The organism is Paraburkholderia sp. JHI2823 (genome assembly GCF_038900695.1).
Classification (GTDB): Bacteria; Pseudomonadota; Gammaproteobacteria; order Burkholderiales; family Burkholderiaceae; genus Paraburkholderia; species Paraburkholderia mimosarum.
On sequence record NZ_JAYMRY010000033.1, the window covers coordinates 37510 to 61744 of the forward strand.

17 protein-coding genes are annotated in these 24235 nt (G+C 65.9%); 7 read left to right on the forward strand and 10 right to left on the reverse strand.

The features are described 5' to 3' along the window. Positions 1-4: 4 nt before the first annotated feature. The 4 genes from VSR34_RS28075 to VSR34_RS28090 form a co-directional block, all read right to left on the reverse strand. Positions 5-1129: an HlyD family secretion protein gene (locus VSR34_RS28075; RefSeq protein ID WP_342964123.1), complete on the reverse strand. Its 1125-nt coding sequence runs from the start codon at positions 1127-1129 to the stop codon at positions 5-7. Next, complete coding sequence (locus VSR34_RS28080) at positions 1126-2694, reverse strand: TolC family protein (protein ID WP_342964140.1); 1569 nt, start codon at positions 2692-2694, stop codon at positions 1126-1128. Before VSR34_RS28080 ends, VSR34_RS28075 begins: the two co-directional genes overlap by 4 nt. Positions 2695-2759: 65 nt before the next feature. Further along, a complete protein-coding gene (locus VSR34_RS28085) occupies positions 2760-3866 on the reverse strand; it encodes an AI-2E family transporter (protein ID WP_051390853.1) in 1107 nt (368 codons plus the stop codon). 382 nt (positions 3867-4248) lie between these two features. Beyond that, a complete protein-coding gene (locus VSR34_RS28090; RefSeq protein WP_342964124.1) occupies positions 4249-4632 on the reverse strand; it encodes a hypothetical protein in 384 nt (127 codons plus the stop codon). A gap of 518 nt (positions 4633-5150) precedes the next feature. On the opposite strand from VSR34_RS28090, the gene VSR34_RS28095 reads away from it, so the two are divergent. Continuing rightward, a complete protein-coding gene (locus VSR34_RS28095; RefSeq protein ID WP_342964125.1) occupies positions 5151-5891 on the forward strand; it encodes a type IV pili methyl-accepting chemotaxis transducer N-terminal domain-containing protein in 741 nt (246 codons plus the stop codon). A 23-nt stretch (positions 5892-5914) separates the two neighbouring features. After that, positions 5915-7318 carry an MFS transporter gene (locus tag VSR34_RS28100; RefSeq protein WP_028211191.1) on the forward strand — a complete coding sequence of 468 codons (1404 nt, stop codon included), beginning with the start codon at positions 5915-5917 and terminating at the stop codon, positions 7316-7318. 108 nt (positions 7319-7426) lie between these two features. On the opposite strand, the gene cobA is transcribed toward VSR34_RS28100, so the two are convergent. Further along, complete coding sequence (cobA, locus tag VSR34_RS28105) at positions 7427-8224, reverse strand: uroporphyrinogen-III C-methyltransferase (protein WP_342964126.1); 798 nt, start codon at positions 8222-8224, stop codon at positions 7427-7429. A gap of 625 nt (positions 8225-8849) precedes the next feature. Between cobA and nirB the strand changes: the two genes are divergently transcribed. The 3 genes from nirB (at position 8850) to VSR34_RS28120 (ending at position 16067) form a co-directional block, all read left to right on the forward strand. Beyond that, positions 8850-11414: a nitrite reductase large subunit NirB gene (gene nirB / locus VSR34_RS28110; protein ID WP_342964141.1), complete on the forward strand. Its 2565-nt coding sequence runs from the start codon at positions 8850-8852 to the stop codon at positions 11412-11414. Positions 11415-11444: 30 nt separating this feature from the next. Then, the gene (gene nirD / locus VSR34_RS28115; protein ID WP_028211194.1) at positions 11445-11792 is read left to right on the forward strand and encodes a nitrite reductase small subunit NirD; all 348 of its coding nucleotides are present in this window, start codon (positions 11445-11447) and stop codon (positions 11790-11792) included. Between the two features lie 96 nt (positions 11793-11888). After that, positions 11889-16067: a bifunctional nitrate reductase/sulfite reductase flavoprotein subunit alpha gene (locus VSR34_RS28120; RefSeq protein ID WP_342964127.1), complete on the forward strand. Its 4179-nt coding sequence runs from the start codon at positions 11889-11891 to the stop codon at positions 16065-16067. Here the strand turns inward: VSR34_RS28120 and VSR34_RS28125 are convergent. Beyond that, positions 16021-16320, reverse strand: a complete 300-nt coding sequence (locus tag VSR34_RS28125; RefSeq protein WP_028211196.1) for a hypothetical protein — start codon at positions 16318-16320, stop codon at positions 16021-16023. The genes VSR34_RS28120 and VSR34_RS28125 overlap by 47 nt on opposite strands. A gap of 199 nt (positions 16321-16519) precedes the next feature. On the opposite strand from VSR34_RS28125, the gene cynR reads away from it, so the two are divergent. Continuing rightward, positions 16520-17416 carry a transcriptional regulator CynR gene (cynR, locus tag VSR34_RS28130; protein WP_342964128.1) on the forward strand — a complete coding sequence of 299 codons (897 nt, stop codon included), beginning with the start codon at positions 16520-16522 and terminating at the stop codon, positions 17414-17416. Positions 17417-17436: 20 nt separating this feature from the next. Here the strand turns inward: cynR and VSR34_RS28135 are convergent, their stop codons facing one another. Both VSR34_RS28135 and VSR34_RS28140 read right to left on the reverse strand, forming a co-directional pair. After that, on the reverse strand, positions 17437-18825 hold the full coding sequence (locus VSR34_RS28135) for an alkaline phosphatase family protein (protein WP_342964129.1): 1389 nt from the start codon (positions 18823-18825) through the stop codon (positions 17437-17439). Positions 18826-18927: 102 nt separating this feature from the next. Next, on the reverse strand, positions 18928-19146 hold the full coding sequence (locus VSR34_RS28140; protein WP_036018596.1) for a hypothetical protein: 219 nt from the start codon (positions 19144-19146) through the stop codon (positions 18928-18930). Between the two features lie 308 nt (positions 19147-19454). On the opposite strand from VSR34_RS28140, the gene ilvD reads away from it, so the two are divergent. Then, positions 19455-21314, forward strand: a complete 1860-nt coding sequence (gene ilvD / locus VSR34_RS28145) for a dihydroxy-acid dehydratase (protein WP_342964130.1) — start codon at positions 19455-19457, stop codon at positions 21312-21314. A 130-nt stretch (positions 21315-21444) separates the two neighbouring features. Here ilvD and VSR34_RS28150 read toward each other — a convergent pair whose 3' ends face one another. Together VSR34_RS28150 and VSR34_RS28155 are read right to left on the reverse strand one after the other, a co-directional pair. Next, positions 21445-23688 carry an NADP-dependent isocitrate dehydrogenase gene (locus tag VSR34_RS28150; RefSeq protein WP_342964131.1) on the reverse strand — a complete coding sequence of 748 codons (2244 nt, stop codon included), beginning with the start codon at positions 23686-23688 and terminating at the stop codon, positions 21445-21447. A 117-nt stretch (positions 23689-23805) separates the two neighbouring features. Next, a complete protein-coding gene (locus VSR34_RS28155) occupies positions 23806-23970 on the reverse strand; it encodes a hypothetical protein (protein WP_155836819.1) in 165 nt (54 codons plus the stop codon). Positions 23971-24235: the final 265 nt, after the last annotated feature.

A 24235-nucleotide genomic window follows, 5' to 3' on the forward strand; every position in this document is an offset into this window, starting at 1 on the left:
CGGCTCAGTAGAGGTAAGAGAGCCAACTCATCACGTGCAGGAACACGCGCCCGAGCGGATTGAGCGGATTGCCGGCACCAGGAAACGCCATCACCTCGGCCTGGCCGCCCACGCGGACGTTGCGCAGCCGCGCGCGCTCGTTCGGGTCGAACTCGACGATCACGGGAAAGCGCTGCGCGGGCCGCAGCCAGTCGCGGCTGTTCTGTACGGTCGGCAAGCTGCCGGGCGGCGTGCTCTGGCCTACGCTCACGCCATAGCCAATGCTCCTGATGCGGCCTTCGAACACCTCGCCCGGCAGCGCGTCGAGCGCGATGGCGACGCGCGTGCCCGGCTGGAGATGGGCCAGATTGTTCTCGGTCATGTCCGCGCTGACCCAGACATCGTGGATGGCGATCAACGTCATCACCGGCGCTCCGGCGGCCGCGAATTGCCCGACTTCGGTGCGCAGGTCGGTGATGACGCCCGCGGAGCGCGCGCGGATACGCGTATTGGCGAAGTCGAGTTGGGCCTTCTCCAGCACGCCCGCCGCGCTGCGCAATTGCGCGTTCTCCGCTTCGTTGCCGCCCTGTTGTTCGCGCGCCCGCTCCACTTCGGCGCGGGCGGCTTCGACCTGGCTTTGTGCCTGAACGTGCGTCGCACGCGCCACTTCCAGCCGGCGCAGCGAGACGGTGCCCTGATCTTCGCGATACAGCCGTTCCAGGCGATCGCTGTCCTGGCGCGCCTTGACCTCGTTGGCGAGGGCCGCGCGCAGCGAGGCTTGCGCCGAGTCGATGCCGGCGGTGCTCGCGCCGATCTGCCGGCGCGTGGATTCGAGGTCCGCGCGCGCGCGGTCGGCGGCAATTCGGTACTGCTCGTTGTCGATCTCGAACAGCACGTCGCCCGCCTTCACCTCCTGGTTGTTGCGCACGAACACGCGCGTCACGCGTCCCGAGACCTCGGCCGCGACCGGTACGACGTACGCCTGGACGCGCGCCTGCTGCGTATACGGCGTGAAGCGATCGGCAAGGAGATACCAGATCAGGCTCACGACGATCAGGACTACGACCCACTTTAGCGCCTTGCCGGAAGGCTCCGCGGCGGGCGGCGCCTGGGGTGGCGCATTCGTGGACGGTTCGGTCGCGTTGCTCATTGTGACGGACCTTCGTGCTGGTTAGAGACAGCAGGCGAACCCGGGGCGCGCGAAACGTTGTGGGCCGCAGAGGGCAGTTTCGATTCGTCGAGCAGATCGCCCCAGTCGGTGCGGTGTTGCATCTGCGCGCGGGTTGCCGGGTCGAGGAGCGGTTGCCCGGTGTACCAGCCGCCCCCCAAGGCCTTGTAAAGCGAGATCAGGCTGCTCACGGCGTTGCCGCGATTGACGACGTACGCGTCCTGCTGGGCCGAGAGCGCGCGCTGCGCGTCGAGCACCCGCTGGAAGTCCGAGTACCCTTCGCGATAGATCGTGTTGGCAAGCGTGAGCGAGCGTTGCGCAGCGTCTTGTGCGTCGTGCAGGATCGTGTCCCGCTGCAGTGCCGCGATGAGCGCCGTTGCCGCGTCGTCGGCCTCGCGCGCCGCCTCGCGCACGCTCTCCTGGTAGGCGACGATCAACTGCTGGAGGCGCGCGTCCTGCACGCGCACATTGTTGGTGATGAGGCCATGATCGAACAGGTTCCACGTGATGCTCGGGCCGCCCACGGCGGCGAGCGTGCTTGGCGCGCCCGTGAGCGAACTGGCGCTCCACACGAGCGAGCCGACCAGCGAAACGGAAGGATACAGGTCGGCCTTCGCGACGCCGATCAGCGCGGACTGCGCGGCCATCTGGTGCTCCGCCGCGCGAACGTCGGGGCGGCGCAGCAACAGATCGGCGGGCACATCCTGGAGCACCGCGCGGTCGATGAGCGGCACGAAGCCCGCCTTGGCCGGCTGCACGTCCAGCTCCGGCAATGGGCCGGGCGGACGGCCCAGCAGCACGCACAGCGCGTGACGCGCCACCGCGATCTGGCTCTCGAATACGGGAATGCTGCTCAGCGTGCCGAGATACTGGGTCTTCGCCTGCTGGAGATCGAGCTCGTCGGTTTCGCCGCTCTTGAAGAGCTTTTGCGTGATCTCGTAGCTGCGCTTTTGCAGTTGCGCGTTTTCCCGTGCGATGCGCAGGCGCGCTTCGGTCGTGCGCAACGTGAAATAAGTGTCCGCGACCTGCGCGTGAACGAGCACCAGCGCGTCCTCGCGGTTGTCTTGTGCGGCGAAGAACGCGGCATCGGCCGATTCGATCGCGCGCGCGAAGCGTCCCCAGAAGTCCAGCTCCCAGCCGATGCTGAAGCCGAGAGCATACTGGACGTACGCGCCCGAGCGCGTGTTGAAGCCATCGTGGCGCTTGCGCGCCGAATACAGTACGTCGGCGTTGGCCTGCTGCACCTGCGGGTAGCGTCCCGCGAGCGCGATGCCCAGTTGGGCCCGCGCCTCGATCACGCGCAGTGCGGAAATCCTGAGGTCGCCGTTGTTCGCATCGGCGGCGGCAATCAGCTGTTCGAGATTGTCGTCGTGGAACACGCGCCACCATTGCCGCGCGTCGGGCTGTAGATCGGACGGTGAGGCGATCTGCGTGACCTGCGCGATCGACGCGCTGCTCCAGTGCTCGCTCCAGCTCTCCCGCTGCGGCTGGAAGTCGGGGCCCACGCGCATGCAGGCGCTCAGGCAGGCCGTGAGGCACGTGCCCAGACAGCAGGCGCCGAGCGGGAGCCAGTGAGGGCGCTCGCGGAGGAACACGTGGGATGCCCCGCGCTTCAAGCCTGCTGTTTTTCTTGCGCGTGTTCGGGTTGGGGCTGGTCTTTCACCCAGCGCCAGAACAACTGATAGCCGACGGCGAGCATCACCGGGCCGATGAAGAGGCCGATCACGCCGCCCGTGACCATGCCGCCGATCGCGCCGATCAGCACCACGGGCATCGGCACCGCGACGCCGCGGCCGAGCAGCAGCGGCTTGAGCACGTTGTCGGCGAGGCCGGCAACGAACTCGTAGACCGAGAAGACAATGGTCGCCGTGCTCACGCCCTGGGTCATGATCACGAAGATGATGACGGGCACGGTGATGAGCGTGGCGGGCAACTGCATGATGCCGATCAGCAGCACGGCAAGCGCAAGCAGGCCGGCGCCGGGAACGCCCATCATGATGAAACCGACGCCGATCAGCACCATCTGGATGAACGCGATGCCCACCACACCCTGAGCGACCGCGCGGATCGTGGCCGTGCACAGGTCGGCGATTTGCGTGCCGTTTTCCGGACCCGAGATGCGCGAGGCGATCATCACCGAGCTGCGGTAGCCGTTATCGCCGTACGCCATCAGAATGCCCGCAACGATCAGGGCTACGAAGAAAACCAGCAGCGCGCCCCCAAGCCCCGTGATGGTGGCGAGCGCAGCGAGACCAGCCGCCTTCAGTTGCGGCGCGAACTGTTGCACGAGACCGGCGACGTCGGTCGAGGCCTGAAGCCAGAAATCGTAAACGCGCTGGCCGACGATCGGCCAACTGGCGACCGAATCGGCGGGCGGTGGAATATGAAACGTGCCGCTCTTCGCGACGCCCATGGCGTGCTCGACCGAATCGGCGACCGCCACGCCCAACAGCCAGGTCGGCGCGAGGATCACCGCGAACGCCACCAGAATGATGAGTGTGGCGATCAGTCCTTCCTTCTTTGGAAAACGGCGTTGTAGCCGGGTCTGGAGCGGATAGAGCGTGATTGCGAGAATCACGGACCAGACCATGAGGTCAAGGAATGGCGCGAAAATGCGAAAGCAGAACATCGCCAGGACGGCAATGAGCGCGGCGCGGATCAGGACATCGAGCAAATCCCGGGACTGCGCCTTCGCCGTTTGTGTAGTGGGCAGCAGCATTGCTCTTCTCCTCGCAGGTCGCCGCGAGGGTCTCCCGCGGGCAAGCCAGGCTCCCCAGGGAGCCTGCGTGAACTATGCGTGACTCCTCTCGCTGTCTGGCGAAGATCCGCCAGAACTTCAGGTAGTACGAGAAACTGACCGCCGGCGCCGCGTTGCGTCTCAATCCTGTTCCCCCATTGCTCGCGGATGCCCGCGATCGACTTCATGATGTTTGCAGTCGCCCGGGTCGTGGGGAACGCGCCGCCGAATTCAGTCTATTACAGGCCGTGAAAAGGGACAATAAACGTGCCGCCGGCATAGGACCGGCAGGCAATCACGTCAAGCGGGCGCTAGAGGCGCTGCCCGCATGCGCGGCGCGAATCGTATGCGCAATTGCTGTGGTTCAATGTCCCGGGCCCCGCGAAGGCACGCAACTGAGCACAAGGCGATCGCCCGCGCCCGCACCGGCGGCCAGCGCCGCGCTGTGGAATTCGCGGCTGCCGCAGCGCCACTCGGCGAGATAGTCATTGCGACAGCCGCCTGATCGCGCGGCGACGATCGACAGCGGATAGCGGCAGGTTTGCAAACCGTCGCAGTGCTGCGCGAGATCGCGCGTGACATTGCCGCGTGGCGCGCCGCAATTGCTGCCGTAGGTACCGGACACGATGACGATCGTCGCGTGGTCCGTGCCCGGGGTGGTGGCAGTGAGCGCCGCGGACGAGATCAACAGCGCACCGAGACCGGTGGCCACCCATGCGCCCAACAGCGCGCTTCCGCTGGGATTCATGATGCCCCTCCCGGGCCGGCGCGGCGTTGAGCGCTTCGCAGACGACGCGCGCGAGCGCCGCTTCCAGCCGACGATTTCATGTTAGCCCGGCCCCCGGGAAGGGCAAGGCAGTGCCCGGCGATGGTGCGAGCGTTCGCTGCGTTGCACCAGCAGTAGTCACCCCAGGCACACGTATGGTGGACGCCTGCGGGGCAGGACCGCGCTCCGCGTGGCGGGCGTCCGACCGGCGAAACCCGCGCCACGGGCGTCGCGGTGGCGCGAGCGACCGCAGGTGAGGTGGATGGCATAGGGATTGCTTTGTAGCCTTCGAGGCCAACGATGGCCTCGACGAAATGCTTAATCGTCCCGCCAGGTGCGGGATCGTTCGATCATGCGGGGCAACGGCGTCCCGAAGCGACACTCCACGGCACAGTGTGCCCGGCGGGTGCGCTTCGGGACGCTTTTTTTTATGCGCCTTGCGGGGCGCAGACGGGTCCGGCGAATCATTGGCGATACCTTTTGCACTACTAAAGACGAACATGCGGGAAACGACACCTGACGTCTCTGCCGAAATTGTCGGCGAACTCATCAACCTGGGCGGGCGTCAGCGGATGCTCTCGCAGCGCATCGTCCTCCATGCGCTGCTCTGCTTGCGCGGAGACGAAGTCGCTGTTGGGGTCGCGCGCGAATGCCTCGACATGTTTACGGCCTCGCACGCGCGGCTCGTCGAGGGCGACGATCATTTTCCTGGTGTGTTCTCCCACGCGCTGCGCGAGCTGTATTTCGGTTCGCGCAAAGCCGACGAGCGGATTCGGGCCTTCATGGAGCTTGCCGCGAACGCGTTCGATAGTCTCGGTCCGGTGCTGGCCAACCGCATTGGCCGTGACAGCGCAAGCGAGAGCGCCATCGCACGGCTCGCGGCCGCCGCCACACCGCTGCTCGAACTGCTGCAAGCGATTACGCAGTCGTACCAGGACGAATTACGCGCCGTCGAAGCCGCTACGGCGAAGCGCCAGGCAGGCATCGTCGACGAGCTTGCCGCCATTTCGATGCGCGCGAACATCGTCGCGCTCAATGCGCGCGTGGCCGCCGCCCGCGCCGGTGACTTCGGCCGCGAGTTCGCCGTGATCACCGCGGAACTCGCCGACGTCATCGGCGAGATGGACCGGCTCGTGCAGGGCGTAGTCGGCAAGCGCGCAAATGTCGAGACGCATAGCCGCACGCCCGAAAGACATTTCGGATTACGAAATCAACGGATGTATGCCCGCGCCGCGGGTTGAGATCCACTACTGGGGAGAACCTCGTGAAAGACCTGGCAAGTTCGCTCAAGAGCGGCAACTGGCGCGCGCTGATTGCATGCTTCCTCTACTTCGACACCGGATTCACGGTCTGGGTGATGTTCGGCCCGCTCGCGCCGTTCATCCAGAAGGACATCCCGATGACGCCGGCCGAACTGGGCCTGCTCGTGGCGGTGCCGGTGCTCGGCGCGGCGATCTTGCGCGTGACGCTCGGCAATCTGTATCAGGCTTATGACGGTCGCCGTGTCGCGCTGCTCGGCATTGCGCTTTCGGCCATTCCGTCTGCCGTGCTGCTGCTGATGCCCGGAACGCCCTCCTATACGTTGCTCCTCGTGCTCGGCGTGCTGCTCGGCGTGGGCGGTGCCAGCTTCGCCGTGGCGCTGCCCATGGCGGGGAGCAACTATCCGCCGAAGGTGCAGGGCCTCGTACTCGGCCTCGCCGCGGCCGGCAATATCGGTGCGGTGCTCGACGGCTTCCTCTTTCCTGGCCTTGCCGCCCACTTCAGCTGGGCGCGCGCCACGGGCGCGGCGTTGCCGCTGCTGGCGCTCGCCGCGACGGCCGTGACCTTCTGGGCTCGCGATCTCGGCCAGAAGTCGGGCAGCGCGGCGCAGGCGTTGCGTGCATTCAGCATCACGCTCGCCGGATTGATCGCGCTCGTGCTCTGCGTGCACGCGGGTGTGTTTGGCGCGGGCAAGACTGGCGTACTGCTGCTGCCCGTGCTTGGCGCGCTGCTCGCCATCGCCGTATTGCCGCGCCACTATCGCGCCGTGCTTGCACAGGGCGACACGTGGGTCGTGATGCTCGTGTACAGCATCACGTTCGGCGGGTTCGTCGGGATGTCCTCCTATGTCTCGACGCTGCTTATTTCGCTCTACCAGGTACCGAAGCTCGAAGCGGGCGTGGTGATGTCGCTGCTCGCGCTGACCGGCGCGATGGTGCGCCCGCTCGGCGGCCTCGTTGCCGACCGCATTTCGGGCGTGCGCGCGCTCGTGGTGCTGCTCGCCGCGATCTCGGCGTGCGATTTCGCCTTCGCGCTGTGGATGCCGCCCTTCGCCGCCGGCATTGCGTTGCTCGCGTTCACTTACGTTTGTTTCGGCCTGGGCAATGGCGCGACGTTTCAGCTCGTGCCGCGTCGCTGGCAGGGCCGCACGGGTCTCATGTCGGGCATCATCGGCGCGGCGGGCGGCATCGGCGGCTTCTATCTGCCGGTCATCATGGGCATTGCCAAGGAAAGCACCGGCAGCTATCAGATGGGCTTCGCGACGTTCGGCGTCATTGCGGCGGCGGCGTTCGGCCTCGTGGTGCTGCACCGTGCGCGCTGGCTCGAATGGGCGCTGCCCCAGGAGCCTGCGACGGCACCCGCGGCGCCTGCCCTGGTGCAGGGGGCGCAGGCAAGCGTGGGCAACTGAGGCGGGAACCGGTTGCAGCGGCCCGGGTTCGAGCGACGGGCCGTTTGCGTCAAACGCGCTTCGCTGCTGTTGCTGCGAAGCGCGAAGCTCGTTCAGGTCAGGAGATGATCAGGCGCTTATCCGCAGCGCATCTTCGAGCGCATCGTACGCGTGCGAGCCGAACGAAGCGGACGTCTGGGCGAACAAAGCCGCCTCGCCAATGGCGTTGCCCACGAGGATGATGGCGGGACTGCCGAGCCCGGCCGCTTGCGCGTGCGCCGCGATGGTGCCGAGCGTGCCCGTTACGCGCCGTTCGTTCGCGCTGCCTGCCCACTGGACGACGGCGGCGGGCATTGCGGTGGAGAGTGTGTTGGCGAGCGTGGCGCACAGCGACTCGATCCGTCTCATCCCCATATAGATGGCGAGCGTCATGCCCGTCGCCGCGAGCGCATGCCAGTCGGGCTCGCTGTGATCGCGCAGATGCGCCGTCACGAAGATCACGCCCTGGCAATGATCGCGGTGCGTGAGCGAGATGCCGAGGCCGGCCGCCGCCGCGAACGCCGAGGACACCCCGTTCACGATCTCCACGCGCACGCCTGCCTCGCGCAACGCCGCGAGTTCCTCGCCGGCCCGGCCGAACAGAAGGGCGTCACCGCCCTTCACGCGCACCACGTGCAGACCGCGGCGCGCGTAGCGCTGCATCAACCGCTCGATGAAGGCCTGCGGCGTGGAGCGGCAGCCGCCCCGCTTGCCCACGCGGATCACGCGGGCCCGCGGCGCGAGCGTGACGATTTCCGGGTTCACGAGATCGTCGAGCAACACCACGTCTGCGCTCGCGAGCACTTTGGCCGCCTTCAGAGTGAGCAGGTCGAGATCGCCCGGACCTGCGCTCACCAGTGTCACCTTGCCTTCTTTGCCCGTCACCATCGTCATCTTCCTTTTCGCGTTGCGCGCAACGGCATTATTGGCGCGCCCATAAAAAATAATGGCGTCCGCTCGTCAGCTTGCGACGAGGGGACGCCATTGTCCGGTTGCATGAATCGCGGCGCTTGCAGCGGCCGCCTGGATTTGCAGTGCCCGACATCGTTGCCGGGCATTCGATGTGGACGCAAGTTCCAGACCACCGGACATGGGCGCGGCGCTGGCCTGCCAGCGGGGGGGTTTTCGACAGACAGCGCCGCGACGGGCACGCTCACGGCGCACAGCGACTGTGCTGCACAGCACCAACCTTGTGCCGGGTTGCATCACGATGCGCAGGCAAGTACGCCGACGGCTGAGGTGCATGAACCCTGCGAGCGCCCGCCGAACAGGGCGTCGCGCGAGATGATCGCAAATTGGCACAGTGCTTGCGTACAGCCTCGTAACAAGTGCCACCGCGAATCAACGGCGATTCGGCTGCAAGCAGTCGGTGCAGCGCACGGAGAATTTCGTATTCAGGACAACGGCGTCCCCCGAAACCGGCTTCGCGCAAGCTGGAATCGCGGGACGCCTTTTTTTTGGCAGGGTGCTCAGCATGGTGCAAGCAACGGACGCAGTGAACAGCTCCGCCGCGATGGAGATCGTCGTCGTCGGCCATGGCATGGTGGGCCACAAATTTCTCGAAAGCATGCTCGCGGACGGCACGCTCAACGCACGCGTGACCGTACTCTGCGAAGAGCCCCGACCCGCGTACGACCGCGTACATCTTTCCGAATTCTTCGCGGGCAAGTCGGCGGACGATCTCTCCCTCGTGGCGCCGGGGTTCTTCGATCGCGAGAACGTGCGCCTCGTGCTGGACGCGAAGGCCGTGGCGATCGATCGTGCGGCGCGCACTGTCACGGCGTCCAACGGCGAGACCCTCTCCTATGACAAGCTCGTGCTGGCTACCGGCTCGTCGCCGTTCGTCCCGCCCATCGCCGGCAACGACCGGACCGATTGCTTCGTATATCGAACGATTGCCGACCTCGAAGCCATGCAGGCGCGCGGCGCGAGCGCAAAGTCTGGCGTGGTGGTGGGCGGCGGCCTGCTCGGCCTCGAATGCGCAAAAGCGCTGCACGATCTGGGCCTCGACACGCACGTCGTGGAGTTCGCGCCGCGCCTCATGGCGGTGCAGGTGGACGAAGACGGCGGCCGCATGTTGCGTGGAAAGATCGAAGAACTCGGCGTGACCGTGCACACGCAGAAGAACACGACGGCGATCGTCGACGGCGAAACGGCCGCGAACCGCATGCAGTTCGCCGACGGCACCCACCTCGACGCCGACATGATCGTGTTCTCGGCCGGCATTCGCCCGCGCGACGAAATCGCACGCGCATGCGGCCTCGAGATCGGCGCGCGCGGCGGCATCGTGATCGACGACCAGTGCCGCACGAGCGATGCGGACATCTACGCCATCGGCGAATGCGCGCTCTGGCAAGGCCAGATCTTCGGCCTCGTCGCCCCTGGTTACGACATGGCGCGCATCGCCGCGAAGGCACTCGCGGGCGAGGCAGCGCGCTTCGCGGGCGCCGACATGAGTACCAAACTCAAGCTGATGGGCGTGGACGTGGCGAGCATCGGCGACGCGCACGGCAAGACGCCCGGTAGCCGCTCGTTTCGTTATGCAGACGAACGCCGCCAGGTCTACAAGAAGATCGTGGTGTCCGATTGCGGCAAGAAACTGCTCGGCGCCGTAATGGTGGGCGACGCGAGCGAATACGGCACGCTGCTGCAGATGATGCTCAACGGCATCGAGCTGCCCGAGTCGCCCGAATTCATGATCCTGCCGCAGGCCGACGGGAAAGCCAAGCCTGCGCTCGGCGTCGAGGCGCTCCCCGATGCCGCGCAGATCTGCTCGTGCAACAACGTTTCGAAGGCCGAAATCTGCGCCGCCGTGCGCGAAGGCGCAACGACCATCGCCGCGGTGAAGGGGGCGTGCAACGCCGGTACGTCGTGCGGCGGCTGCGTGCCGCTCGTCACGCAGGTCATGAAGTCCGAGATGAAGCGTCAGGGTCTCGCCGTCAACAACCATCTGTGCGAGCACTTCCGCCATTCGCGGCAGGAGCTTTATCACATCGTGCGCGTGGAGGGCATCAAGACCTTCGGCGAGTTGCTCGCGAGGCATGGGCGTGGCCTCGGCTGCGATATTTGCAAGCCCGCCGTGGCCGGTATTCTCGCTTCGTGCTGGAACGAATTCGTGCTGAAGAAAGAGCACGCGAGCTTGCAAGATTCGAACGATTACTACCTCGCGAACATTCAGCGCGACGGCACCTATTCGGTCGTGCCGCGCATGCCCGGCGGCGAAGTGACGCCCGAAGGCCTCATTGCCGTGGGGCAAGTGGCGAAAAAGTTCGGACTCTATACGAAGATCACGGGTGGCCAGCGTGTGGACCTCTTTGGTGCGCGCGTCGAGCAACTGCCCTACATCTGGGAGGATCTGATCGCCGCCGGCTTCGAATCGGGGCATGCATACGGCAAGGCCTTGCGCACGGTGAAATCGTGCGTGGGCTCGACGTGGTGCCGCTACGGCGTGGGCGATTCGGTGGGCTTCGCGATCGAACTGGAGAATCGCTACAAGGGCCTGCGCGCGCCACACAAGATCAAGTTCGGCGTATCGGGCTGCACGCGCGAATGCGCGGAGGCGCAAGGCAAGGACGTCGGCATCATCGCCACGGAAAAGGGCTGGAACCTCTACGTGTGTGGCAACGGCGGGATGAAGCCGCGCCATGCGGAACTGCTCGCGGCGGACCTCGACCGGGAAACGCTCGTGCGCTACGTCGATCGTTTCCTCATGTTCTATGTGCGCACGGCCGATCGCCTGCAGCGCACGAGCGTGTGGCGCGACAACCTCGAAGGCGGCCTCGACTATCTGATCGACGTGGTCGTGCACGACAAGCTGGGCCTTGCCGCCGAACTCGAATCGGAAATGCAGCTCGTCGTGGACACCTACGAATGCGAGTGGAAGAAGGCCGTGACGGACCCGCAAACGCGCCGCCGCTTCCGTCACTTCGTGAACAGCGACGCGGGCGACCAGCACGTCGCGTTCGTCGAGGAGCGCGGCCAGATCCGTCCGGCCACGCCCGAAGAGCGCATGCAAAATTCGCAGTCCGCACGATACGAAGCGCTGGCGGAGATTCCCGTTGTCGTCGAAACGGTCTGATTCCCTTCTGTCAAAACCGAGGAGCGAGAAATGTCCAACGAACACACCATGAGCAACTGGATTCCCGTCTGCACGCTCGACGACATCGTGCCGAACACCGGCGTCTGCGCGCTCGTGAAGGGCGAGCAGGTCGCCGTGTTCCATGTCCACGACGGCGGCGCGCGCGTGTACGCCATCGGCAACTACGATCCCAACTCGCATGCGTCGGTGCTCTCGCGCGGGCTCGTGGGCAGCTTTGGGGAGCGCGTGGTGGTGGCATCGCCAATCTACAAGCATCACTTCGATCTCAGCACCGGCGAGTGCATCGAAGCGCCGCAGCATTCGGTCAACGCATTCCCGACACGTGTGGAAAATGGTCAGGTGTGGGTTGCCGCCTGATTTTCCGGCTGATGGGCCAACCGAAGTGACGAGCGCGCGGCGCGCAGCAAGCGCCGCGCATCCTGATTCTGTTTCCAGCTGATATCGATCGACCGCATGAGCAGCGAGAGCGTAAAAAGCGTTTGCCCGTACTGCGGCGTAGGCTGCGGGATGATCCTGCACGTCGAGGACGGCAAGGTCGCCAAGGTTTCTGGCGACACCGAGCATCCGGCCAACTTCGGTCGCCTCTGCACCAAGGGTTCGTCGGCGCATGTCGCGCTGCGCAAGTCGGGGCGCCTCGAGCGCGCCTTCGTGCGCCATGCGCGCGACGAGGATCCGGTGCCGCTTCCGCTCGATCAGGCGATCACGGAAACCGCGCGCCGCCTGCGCGCGACGCTGGACGTGCACGGCCCCGATGCGCTGTCGTTCTACGTTTCCGGGCAGATGTCGGTCGAGGCGCAATACCTCGTGAACAAGCTCGCCAAGGGCTTCGTGCGCACCAACAACATCGAGTCGAATTCGCGCCTGTGCATGGCGAGCGCAGGCAGCGGCTACAAGCTCTCGCTCGGCGCGGATGGTCCGCCCGGCTCGTACCAGGACTTCGACCGCGCGGATCTGTTCCTCGTGATCGGCGCGAACATGGCGGACTGCCATCCGGTCCTGTTCCTGCGCATGATGGACCGCGTGAAGGCGGGCGCGAAGCTCATTGTCGTGGACCCGCGCCGCACCACGACCGCAGAGAAAGCGTCGCTCTTCCTGCAGATCGCGCCGGGCACCGATCTCGCGCTGCTCAATGGTCTGCTTCATCTGCTGCACAAGAACGGCCATACGGATCAGGCCTTCATTGAACAGTACACCGAAGGATGGGACGCGATGCCCGCGTTCCTCGACGACTACACGCCGGAAAGGGTCGCAGCGATCACAGGTCTGGCCGCCGACGACATTCGCCGCGCCGCGCAGTTGATTGGCGAAGCGCCCGAGTGGATGAGCTGCTGGACGATGGGCCTGAACCAGAGCACGCACGGCACGTGGAGCACGAACGCGATCTGCAACCTCCACCTCGCGACGGGCAAGATCTGCCGCCCGGGCAGCGGACCGTTCTCGCTCACGGGGCAGCCCAACGCGATGGGCGGGCGCGAGATGGGCTACATGGGGCCGGGACTGCCGGGCCAGCGCACGGTTCTGGCGCAGGAAGACCGCGCGTTCGTGGAAACGGCGTGGAACGTGGCGCCCGGCACGCTCCCCACGAAAGTGGGCGGCGGCACCATCGACATGTTCTCGCGCATGGCCGCGGGCGAGATCAAGGCGTGCTGGATCATCTGCACGAATCCGGTTGCGAGCGTCGCGAACCGGCAGACGGTTGTGGCGGGCCTGAGGGCCGCCGAACTGGTCATCGCGCAGGACGCTTTTCTGGACACCGAAACGAATCAGTACGCCGACGTCCTGCTACCGGGCGCGCTCTGGGCCGAAGCCGAAGGCGTGATGATCAACTCCGAGCGCAACATGACGCTCATGCAGCAGGCAGTCGACCCGCCCGGCGAGGCGCTACCCGACTGGAAAATCATCGCGCGCGTGGCCTGCGAGATGGGGTTCGCCGATGCATTCAGCTACGCGAGCGCCGCCGAGGTGTTCGACGAAATCACGCGTTTCGCGAACCCGAAGACGGGCTACGACCTGCGCGGCGCGAGCCACGCGAAGCTGCGCGAAACGCCGCTGCAATGGCCGATCGCGCCCGATGCGGCGAGCGACCGCAATCCGCTGCGCTATGTGAACGACGGCGTGAGCCAGGCGCTCACGGAGAACGCCGACGGCACGCGCCCGCGCATCGCGTTCGCTACGCCGAGCGGCAAGGGCGTGTTCTTTGCGCGTGCTCATGTTGCGCCCGCCGAACTCCCCGATGGCACGTTCCCCATCGTGTTCAACACGGGCCGGTTGCAGCACCAGTGGCACACCATGACGAAGACCGGCAAGGTGCCGATGCTCAACAAGCTCAATCCGGGCCCCTTCGTCGAGATTCATCCCGAGGACGCCGCCGCGCTCGGCATCGCCGCGAAGGACCGTGTGGAAGTGCGCTCGCGTCGAGGACGCGTGGTGCTGCCCGCCGTGGTGACCGACCGTGTGCGTCCCGGCAACTGCTTCGCGCCGATGCACTGGAACGACGTGTATGGCGATGAGCTGTGCGTGAACGCCGTCACGAGCGATGCGATCGACGCCGTTTCCCGGCAGCCCGAACTGAAGTTCTGCGCGGTCGCGCTCTCTCGCGTCGGTGCGCAATCCGCGCCGCGCGAGGCCACGCGCATGCCCGATGCCGCCAATGCCCCGGCTGCGCTCGAAGCGAGCGTGCAGCAAGCCGCCAACCCGTTCCAGGAACACGACATGTCCCGTATCGATGCCTTTTCGACGCTGCTCGGTCTCGACCAGGTCGCCGCGCCGGAGCTGGACGAGGCGCAACGCCTGTACCTCGCGGGCTTCGTCGGCGGCCTGCGCTCGCTGCGGACGACCGAGCCCGCAGGCGTGCCCGTGCTGCCCGCGCATGCGCCGTTTCCCGCACAGACGCGCATATGGCTCGACGGCCTGCTGGCCGGTCTTTTCAGCCGCGCGGAGCCCATCGCGCGCAGTGCCGCGCTCGCGGCGCCGGAAGACAAGCCGCACGGCGTGCGTATCGCCCATACGCGCCCGAAGGTCGTGCTGTTGTGGGCTTCGCAAACAGGCAACGTCGAATCGCTCGTCGAGCGCTACGCGATGCAACTGATGGAGTCGGGCTTCGAGATCCGCACGGCCTGCATGGCGGACTACCCGCTTGCGAATCTCGCGAAGGCACAGTACGTACTCCTGATGACGAGCACGTTCGGCGACGGCGACGCGCCCGACAACGGCGCGGCGTTCTGGAGCGCGCTCGCCGCGGAGAGTGCGCCGCGTCTGGCGGCGCTGCGCTTCTCGGTGCTTTCGCTGGGCGACCGCAACTACGAAGCGTTCTGCGGCCATGGCCGCAAGCTCGACGCGCGCCTCGAAGCGCTGGGCGCGACGCGTCTCATGGAACGTGTGGATTGCGACAGCGAATATCAAGGCACGGCCGATGCATGGCTCGACCGCATCGTCGTGCGCATCAAGGAAGAAGATGCGGCGCTCCACGCGGTGCCTGCCGACGGCTCGATTCCGGAAGTGCTGCCCGGGTGCGCCGCGACGAAGGCGCGCCCGGCCGCCTCGAAACTGCTGAAAAACGTGCGTCTGAACATGCAAGGGGCGACGAAGGACACGCGCTACTTCTCGCTGGCGACGGGCGAGGCGGGCCTCGACTACGAAGCGGGCGACGCGCTGGGCGTGTGGCCCACCAACTGCCCCGCGCTGGTGGACGAGCTGCTCGGGCTCACGCGACTTGCCGCCGACACGCCGGTCGCCGTGAGCGGCCACGGCGAGATGCGCCTCGGCGAGGCGCTCAGCAAGCACTACGAGATCGCGCGCCCCAACGCCGATGCGCTCGCCTTCATCGCCTCGCGCGCGCGCTCCCGGGGCCTCGCCGAGATGCTCGACGAGACGCGCAAGGGCGATCTTCGCAACTGGCTCTGGGGCCAGCAGCTCGCGGACGTACTGCACGAATATCCGGTCGATATGAGCGCGTCCGAACTGCTCGGCATGCTCAAGCGCCTTCAGCCACGTCTCTATTCGATTTCGTCGAGCCCGAAGGCGCATGCGGGCGAAGTGCATCTGACCGTTTCGGCCGTGCGCTACAGCAACGGCCGCCGCGAGCGCAAGGGCGTGGCCTCGACCTTCCTTGCCGACCGCGCGCAAGAGGGCAGCGTGCCCGTGTTCGTGCAGAAGAGCACGCATTTCCGGCCGCCGCGCAATGGCGACACGCCGATGATCATGGTCGGCCCCGGCACCGGTGTCGCGCCGTTCCGCGCCTTCCTGCACGAGCGCCAGGCACGCGGCGACACGGGCCGGAACTGGCTCTTCTTCGGCGAGCAGCACGCGGCAACTGACTTCTACTACCGCGACGAGCTGGAGCAGATGCACAAGGATGGCCACCTCGACCGGCTCGACCTCGCGTTCTCGCGCGATCAAAGCGACAAGGTCTACGTGCAGGACCGCATGCGCGAGCAGGGCGCGCAGCTATGGGCGTGGCTGCAGGAAGGGGCGCACGTGTACGTATGCGGCGATGCGAGCCGCATGGCGAAGGACGTCGATGCGGCGCTAAGGGAAGTGGTGTCCGGGCACGGCGGGATGAGCGCCGACGCTGCGAACGAATACGTCAGTGCGCTCGGACGGGAAAAACGCTACGTGCGCGACGTCTATTGAAGGGGCGCGGCGCGGCTTCGGACAAGCCCCGCGCCGCACGGCCGCCCGCGTGCCACATCTTCAGTGCGCGCGAGCGTCGCGCGCGCGCCTGGTCCACGCACGCAACGTCTTCATCTTCGTTGCCGAGCCCGGCATGGAGACCGCCCCGGCCACTTTTCGCCGCAACGGGTTCGGGCAACAGGATGGCCACGAGGAACGTCAGGCACGAGCCTGCGAACACGGCCACCACGCTCATCGAGATCGATTCGAACATCCCCTTGCTCCCCGGTAAAATGGTGCCCAGCGGGGACGCCGCGCTATGCGCAACGCAGGCGCTGGCATCTCCGTCATTGCAGTTCATTTTCCGCAGGGCGCGCGCCGGCGTCCAAGACGATATTCGGATTGGAACGATAAGCGCGCCTTATGAACGCATTCGAATCATTTCCGGAGACATTCGGGAGGCAGCTATCTTGATGCTTCGCTCGATACGCTACGTGCTCACCGTGGCGGAGTTGAAGAATTTCACGCGGGCAGCCGAGGTGCTGCACGTCTCGCAGCCGGCGCTCTCACAGCAGATCCGGCAACTGGAAAACGAGCTCGGCGGCGCGTTGTTCGACCGCAGCGGCCGCGCCATCAGCCTCACCGAATTCGGGCGCGCGTACATCGAGCACGCGCGCCAGGCGCTCCTGCATCTCGACGCGGGCAAGCGCGCGCTGCACGAGGTGCACGATCTCACGCGCGGCCTCTTGCGACTCGCCTATACGCCCACCTTCGCCGAATATCTGATCGCGCCGGCGCTGCGTGGTTTTCGCGCTGCGCATCCGGCCATCGCGCTCGAAGTGAGCGAGCGGCCGCTGGAAGACATCGAAAGCGGACTCGAGCGCGACGAGCTCGACCTCGGCATTGGCTTCACCGACGTGCGTTCCGACGAAATCGAAGTGCGTCCGCTCTTTGCCGAGCAGATGGCGCTGCTCGTGGCCACGCGCCATCCGCTCGCACGCCGGCGCACCGGGATCACGGCGGACCAGCTGGGGGCGATGCCGCTCGCGCTGTTGAGCCCGGACTTCGTGGTGCGCCGCTTCGCCGACGCATACTTCCGCGCCCACCAGCTGATTCCGCGTGTGATGCTGGAGTCCAACTCGGTGGGTACCGTGCTCAAGCTCGTGAAGGACGGCGCGCTCGCCACGCTGCTGCCTTTAGCGCTGTTGCGCGAGCATCGCGGGCTCGTCGCGTTGCCCGTGACGCCCGCGTTGCCGCAGCGCACCGTCGCGCTGCTCACGCGGCGGCGGGCATCGACCACGCTGGCGGCGAATGCGTTTTCCGATGTGCTGCTCGGCCTCATCGCCCACGAGCACCTTGGCACGGAGTAAGGAGGCCGCCCCCGAACGCGTCACGGTTGCGGCGACGAAAGCAGGTTGTGGAAGAAGTCCACCGCGTGCTGGCGAGTGGGTGTCGAGACGAGCGTGGCAGTCGGGTCGAGCCCGGCGCGGCGCGCCGTGCCGCTCACGAGACTCTTTTGCAGATCGTTGAGCGGGCGCGCGAGATCGGTTGCGATGAAGCCCGAGGCGGGCGGCACGGCGATGGCCGGCAGATCGGTGCGCGGCGCGTCGAGCGTGAGCAACGGGGCGAGCGTGGGTGCGGCCTCCACGCGCTGGCTCGCGAGCATCTCGGCGGGTGCGATGCCGAGCCAGTCGCGCAGGGTCGCGAGAATCGACGTGTGATCGAAGGGCGTGGCGGCGGGCGAGCGGAACACGGTGCCGGGCGCGATATACGGCGAAACCACGACGGCGGGCACGCGCACGCCAAAGCTGTCGAAGCCGAAGTTCTGATCGCCGGGATCGCTCGCGGCGTCGGGCGGCACGGCGCTGGCGGGAGGCAGCACGTGGTCGTAGGTGCCGCCGTGCTCGTCGTAGGTGACGACGAGCAGCGTTTCGGGCCACGCCGGCGAGGTGCTCAAGGCATGCCAGATCTCGTAGAGGAAGCTTTCACCGGCGTAGACATCGTGGGGCGGGTGCTGGTCGTTGGGATCGAGCAGGAAGCGCGGTTCGATGAACGAATACTGCGGCAGCGTGTTGTTCTGGCAGGCGGAAATGAAGGCGCTGAAGCGCTGGAAATTCGGCCTGTATTTCGCATCCCATAGCGTCGGGAACATCGTGAGCGTGAGCGAGGGCGCGACGAGTGCGGCGCTGTACACGGCCCAGCTCGCGCCCACGTCGCCGAGCACGTTGAAGATGGTGCGCACCTGCCAGTCGAACGGGTCGGGCGGAGATCCGTTGTCGACATGGCCGTTCGAGGTGCCCGCATGGGCGAATGCGCGGTTCGGCCAGGTCTGGCTCGGCACGGGCGCGAACCAGGCGTCCGAGACGGCGTATGCGCGCGCGAGCGTGGATAGCACCTTCAACTGGTCCGGGCTGTGGCACTGCATGACCTGGCTCGCGTCCGTCGTCGAAGTCGTTTCGTAGTCTTGCACGAAGCCCGACATCGGCGTGGCGCCCGGCGCGTTGCCGAGCAGCTGGATGCGCACGTTCGCGAACGTCTCTTGCGGATCGGGATCGGGCAGCGTGGCGGTGGAGGCGGGCATGCTCGCGGCGATGGTGCCGCCCGCTGTCGTCGGGTTGGACAGACCCGCCTTGAGGCCGTCGAATGGGCGCTCCGCGCTGGCGGCCGGGATGAAGTGCGCGGGGCTGGCACCGTTGCCGTAGAGGCCCCCGAGCATCGTATCGAACGAACGGTTTTCGAACATCACGACGACGACGTGTTTGATCTTCTGCATCGGCATGGGGCTCTCCGTCTCCCGGGTCTGAGGCAGAGTATTGGTGCACGAATGCACGATCGGCAAGGTTCGCGAACACTGAGCCAACGTGCCGATACGTCGCGAACGCTACCGCATCCTCGTGCGCCAGAGTTCGTGCCCTGCGCAGGTCGCGAGAAAAACGCCAAGCAGGATCGCGGCGACCGCCGCCGACTGATCCCCGGTCCCCGCGCCGCCCGCCAGGGCCCGCAGCCAGAGGTGCACTCCCGCACCCGTCGCGGCGAGCCCGAGTGCGAGGCCGGCGATCGCCAGCGTCGCGCGCCGCCGCGCGTGTTCCCAATGCTTCATATTGCCCCCTCGAGGTGCTTACGTTTGCGCGTCTGGAAGACGCCGTAAGGGCACGATACGCCGCCAGAATTCACTCGGCATGGGCCGCCAAAAATGTGGGGCCGTGAGCGCATGCAAAGGCGCGCATGAGGCCGCCTCGCTAACCCGCGCCTACCCGCCTGAACGGGCCCCACCGGCGCACCAGCCGGGCCTGTGGGATAATTACGGTTTGCCCGGAGCGCAGCTCAAGAGGTTGTTCGCGAGGGCGCGCGTGGGGCCTTTATTCCCGTGGCCCGCTTCCTTTCTGCGACTTTTCTTCCACAGCCACAATGCCCGCATACCGTTCCAAAACCTCCACCGCCGGCCGCAACATGGCAGGTGCGCGCTCCCTTTGGCGCGCCACCGGCATGAAAGACGAAGATTTTGCCAAGCCGATCATCGCGGTCGTCAATTCGTTCACCCAGTTCGTCCCCGGCCACGTGCACCTGAAAGACCTCGGTCAGCTCGTGGCGCGCGAAATCGAAGCCGCGGGCGGCGTGGCCAAGGAATTCAACACCATCGCCGTTGACGACGGCATCGCCATGGGTCACGACGGCATGCTGTATTCGCTGCCGAGCCGCGACATCATTGCCGATTCGGTGGAGTACATGGTCAACGCGCACTGCGCCGACGCCATGGTGTGCATCTCGAACTGCGACAAGATCACGCCGGGCATGCTGATGGCCGCCATGCGCCTGAACATTCCGGTGATCTTCGTCTCGGGAGGCCCGATGGAAGCGGGCAAGACGCGCCTCGCGAACCCGGTCACGAAGGCCATCGAAGTCAAGAAGCTCGACCTGATCGACGCCATGGTGATCGCGGCCGACAGCAAGTATTCCGACGCCGAAGTCGCCGAAGTCGAGCGCTCCGCCTGCCCGACCTGCGGTTCGTGCTCGGGCATGTTCACGGCCAACTCGATGAACTGCCTGACCGAAGCGCTGGGCCTCTCGCTGCCGGGCAACGGCACCGTGGTCGCCACGCACGCCGACCGCGAGCAGCTTTTCAAGCGCGCCGGCCGCCGCATCGTCGAACTCGCGCGCCAGTACTACGAACAGGAAGACGAGCGCGTGCTGCCGCGCTCGGTGGGCTTCAAGGCGTTCGAGAACGCCATGACGCTCGATATCGCCATGGGCGGCTCGACCAACACGATCCTGCACCTGCTGGCCATCGCGCAGGAAGCGGGCATCGACTTCAGCATGCGCGACATCGACCGCCTTTCGCGCGTCGTGCCGCAGCTGTGCAAGGTCGCGCCGAACACGAACAAGTACCACATCGAAGACGTGCACCGCGCGGGCGGCATCATGGCGATCCTCGGCGAGCTGGAGCGCGCGGGCAAGCTGCACACCGACGTGCCCACCGTGCACGCGCCGTCGCTCAAGGAAGCGCTCGAGCAGTGGGACATCACGCGCACCCAGGACGAAGCGGTCAAGACGTTCTACATGGCGGGTCCCGCCGGCGTTCCCACCCAGGTCGCGTTCAGCCAGAACACGCGCTGGCCGAGCCTCGACACGGATCGCGCCGAAGGCTGCATCCGCTCGTACGAGCACGCGTTCTCGAAGGAAGGCGGCCTTGCCGTGCTGACGGGCAACATCGCGCTCGACGGCTGCGTGGTGAAGACCGCGGGCGTTGACGACAGCATTCTCGTGTTCGAGGGCACCGCGCACGTGACCGAGTCGCAGGACGAAGCGGTGGAGAACATCCTCGCCGACAAGGTCAAGGCCGGCGACGTGGTGATCGTACGCTACGAAGGCCCGCGCGGCGGCCCCGGCATGCAGGAAATGCTCTACCCGACCAGCTACATCAAGTCGAAGGGCCTCGGCAAGGCGTGCGCGCTGCTGACCGACGGCCGCTTCTCGGGTGGCACCTCGGGTCTTTCGATCGGCCACTGCTCGCCGGAAGCGGCAGCGGGCGGCGCAATCGGTCTCGTGCGCGACGGCGACAAGATCCGCATCGACATTCCGAACCGCACGATCAACGTGCTGGTCCCGGACGAGGAACTCGCCCGCCGCCGCGAAGAGCAGAACGCCAAGGGATGGAAGCCGTCAAAGGTTCGTCCGCGCAAGGTGTCGGCGGCGCTCAAAGCCTATGCGAAGCTCGTGATGTCGGCGGATAAGGGCGCGGTGCGCGACCTTTCGCTGCTGGACGACTGAGCCTGAAACGGGGCGGTCCGCATGGGCCGCCTCGCGCAAGAAGGTCAAAAAAAATCGAGCCTCCCATGGGAGGCTCGATTCATTTGGGTGCCACGTCCCCCGCGCAACGCACGGGGGAAGGTTCCGGCAATTACTTCGCCGCGGCTTCGATCGCGGCGTTGAACGTCTTGCTCGGGCGCATGACTTCACCGAGCTTCGCGAAGTCGGGCTTGTAGTAGCCGCCGATATCGGCCGGCTTGCCCTGCACTTCCGACAGTTCCGCGATGATCGTCTTCTCGTTTTCGCTCAGCGCCTTCGCGAGCGGCGCGAAGTGAGCGGCGAGTTCCGCGTCGTCCTTCTGCGCGGCCAGTTCTTCTGCCCAGTACATCGCGAGGTAGAACTGGCTGCCGCGGTTGTCCAGCTCGCCGGTCTTCGGCGACGGACCCTTGGCGTTGTCGAGCAGCTTGCCCGTGGCGGCGTCGAGCGTCTTCGCGAGCAGCTTGGCCTTCGCGTTGTTCGTCTTGATGCCGAGGTCTTCGAGCGAGACGGCCAGCGCGAGGAATTCGCCGAGCGAGTCCCAGCGCAGGTGGTTTTCCTGAACCAGCTGCTGTACGTGCTTAGGCGCCGAACCGCCCGCGCCCGTTTCGTACATGCCGCCGCCGGCCATCAGCGGAACGATCGAGAGCATCTTCGCGCTCGTGCCCAGCTCCATGATCGGGAACAGGTCGGTCAGGTAATCGCGCAGGATGTTGCCCGTGACCGAGATCGTGTCGAGGCCCCGGATCACGCGCTCGAGCGTGTAACGCATCGCGCGCACCTGCGACATGATCTGGATGTCGAGGCCGGTCAGGTCGTAATCCTTGAGGTAGGTTTCGACCTTTTTGATCAGCTCGTTTTCGTGCGGACGGTACGGGTCGAGCCAGAACACGGCCGGCGTGCCCGAGTTGCGCGCGCGCGTGACGGCGAGCTTGACCCAGTCGCGGATCGGCTCGTCCTTCACGAGGCACATGCGCCAGATGTCGCCTTGCTCGACTTGCTGTGTGAGCCCTTCGAGCACTTCGCCCGTGGCGTTGTCGACGATGCGCGCCGTGCCGTCCTGCGTGATCTCGTAGGTCTTGTCGTGCGAGCCGTACTCTTCGGCCTTCTGCGCCATCAGGCCGACGTTCGGCACCGTGCCCATCGTGCGCGGATCGAATGCGCCGTTGGTCTTGCAGAAGTTGATGATTTCCTGGTAGATGCGCGCGAACGTGCTTTCCGGAATCAGGCACTTCGTGTCGGCCGGACGGCCGTCGGCGCCCCACATCTTGCCGCCTGCGCGGATCATGGCCGGCATCGAAGCGTCGACGATCACGTCGTTCGGCGCGTGCAGGTTCGAGATGCCCTTGGCCGAGTCGACCATGGCGAGCGCCGGACGGTGCTCGTGGCAGGCGTGCATGTCGCGGATGACTTCTTCGCGCTGCGATTCCGGCAGCTTCTCGATCTTCGTGTAGAGATCGACGAGGCCGTTATTGACGTTCACGCCGAGTTCCTCGAACAGCTTCGCGTGCTTGGCGAACGCGTCCTTGTAGAACACGCGCACGGCGTGGCCGAACACGATGGGGTGCGAGACCTTCATCATGGTCGCCTTCACGTGCAGCGAGAGCATGATGCCGGTCTTGCGCGCGTCTTCCATCTGCTCTTCGTAGAAGGCCAGCAGCGCCTTCTTGCTCATGAACATGCTGTCGACGATCTCGCCGGCCTGCAGCGAAACCTTCGGCTTGAGGACGATGGTTTCGCCGCTCTTCGTCACGAGTTCCATGCGCACTTCGCGCGCACGGTCGAGCGTGATCGACTTTTCACCGTGGTAGAAGTCGCCGTGCTTCATATGCGCGACGTGGGTGCGCGAAGCCATGCTCCACTCGCCCATGCTGTGCGGGTGCTTCTTCGCGTAGTTCTTGACCGCGAGCGGCGCGCGGCGGTCCGAGTTGCCTTCGCGCAGCACCGGGTTCACTGCGGAACCGAGGCACTTCGAATAGCGCTTCTGGATGGCCTTTTCTTCGTCGGTCTTCGGATCTTCGGGGAAATCGGGGACCTTGTAGCCCTTGCCCTGGAGTTCCTTGATCGCGGCGACGAGCTGCGGCACCGATGCGCTGATGTTCGGCAGCTTGATGATGTTCGTTTCCGGCAACTGCGTGAGACGGCCGAGTTCGGCCAGATTGTCCGGCACGCGTTGTTCTTCGGTCAGGAATTCGGGGAATTCGCCGAGGATGCGGCCCGCCACGGAAATATCGCTGGTCTCGACGTTCACGCCGGCCGGCGCAGCGAAGGTGCGGATGATCGGCAGAAACGCGCTGGTGGCAAGCAGCGGCGCTTCATCGGTCAGGGTATAGATGATGGTGGGTTGCTGGGTACTCATCGGCTTCTTGGCGGGTTCTGAAACGGGGTGATGACACCACCGGCTGCGCGCAGTCGGCGAAACACCATGGATTTTGCCTGATTTTGAGTCGTCCCGGGGCCCAACCATGCAGGTATTTCATATCGTGGAAAGCTGTTGCGCGATGTTAATTGACGAGCCAATCCGCTCGTTTGCCTTGATCGGGCGGCCGCGCGCTGAAAATGTTTTCGCCTCGGAGGCCCGGTTTACAAGGCTTTGCGGGATGTGTTGTGCATTTTTGCCGCAGCGAGGATGCTTTGCCATTTGATGCATCTATCATTTGTCAAGTTAGTAAACACCCTTATGAAAAGCGGGATGATTCCGGGAGTCTTATATAAGAATTTCGTCCCGACAGCGGTCATGCGCGAGCGGCTTTCCCAGGTCAATTAGTGGGGTATTGGCAGGGGGGCAGGGTGCCGGTGCGGAAGCCGGGCAGCGAATACCCGATTACGAGCGCCTTTCGGTTCGCGCGGCGCGTGAGCAGGTCCGGCGTGCTCGCCTGAGGGCGGCACGCCGGCGGCAGGCAATC

What these genes read in the sequence shown, in the direction of transcription:
- VSR34_RS28135 (WP_342964129.1), bottom strand. Translation starts at nt 18,825, where the DNA reads ATGCCGATGCAGAAGATCAAACACGTCGTCGTCGTGATGTTCGAAAAC.
- VSR34_RS28150 (WP_342964131.1), bottom strand. Translation starts at nt 23,688, where the DNA reads ATGAGTACCCAGCAACCCACCATCATCTATACCCTGACCGATGAAGCG.
- cynR (WP_342964128.1), top strand. Translation starts at nt 16,520, where the DNA reads ATGCTTCGCTCGATACGCTACGTGCTCACCGTGGCGGAGTTGAAGAAT.
- nirD (WP_028211194.1), top strand. Translation starts at nt 11,445, where the DNA reads ATGTCCAACGAACACACCATGAGCAACTGGATTCCCGTCTGCACGCTC.
- VSR34_RS28085 (WP_051390853.1), bottom strand. Translation starts at nt 3,866, where the DNA reads ATGCTGCTGCCCACTACACAAACGGCGAAGGCGCAGTCCCGGGATTTG.
- VSR34_RS28155 (WP_155836819.1), bottom strand. Translation starts at nt 23,970, where the DNA reads ATGGCAAAGCATCCTCGCTGCGGCAAAAATGCACAACACATCCCGCAA.
- nirB (WP_342964141.1), top strand. Translation starts at nt 8,850, where the DNA reads ATGGAGATCGTCGTCGTCGGCCATGGCATGGTGGGCCACAAATTTCTC.
- VSR34_RS28090 (WP_342964124.1), bottom strand. Translation starts at nt 4,632, where the DNA reads ATGAATCCCAGCGGAAGCGCGCTGTTGGGCGCATGGGTGGCCACCGGT.
- VSR34_RS28140 (WP_036018596.1), bottom strand. Translation starts at nt 19,146, where the DNA reads ATGAAGCATTGGGAACACGCGCGGCGGCGCGCGACGCTGGCGATCGCC.
- VSR34_RS28095 (WP_342964125.1), top strand. Translation starts at nt 5,151, where the DNA reads ATGCGGGAAACGACACCTGACGTCTCTGCCGAAATTGTCGGCGAACTC.
- VSR34_RS28120 (WP_342964127.1), top strand. Translation starts at nt 11,889, where the DNA reads ATGAGCAGCGAGAGCGTAAAAAGCGTTTGCCCGTACTGCGGCGTAGGC.
- ilvD (WP_342964130.1), top strand. Translation starts at nt 19,455, where the DNA reads ATGCCCGCATACCGTTCCAAAACCTCCACCGCCGGCCGCAACATGGCA.
- VSR34_RS28125 (WP_028211196.1), bottom strand. Translation starts at nt 16,320, where the DNA reads ATGTTCGAATCGATCTCGATGAGCGTGGTGGCCGTGTTCGCAGGCTCG.
- cobA (WP_342964126.1), bottom strand. Translation starts at nt 8,224, where the DNA reads ATGGTGACGGGCAAAGAAGGCAAGGTGACACTGGTGAGCGCAGGTCCG.
- VSR34_RS28075 (WP_342964123.1), bottom strand. Translation starts at nt 1,129, where the DNA reads ATGAGCAACGCGACCGAACCGTCCACGAATGCGCCACCCCAGGCGCCG.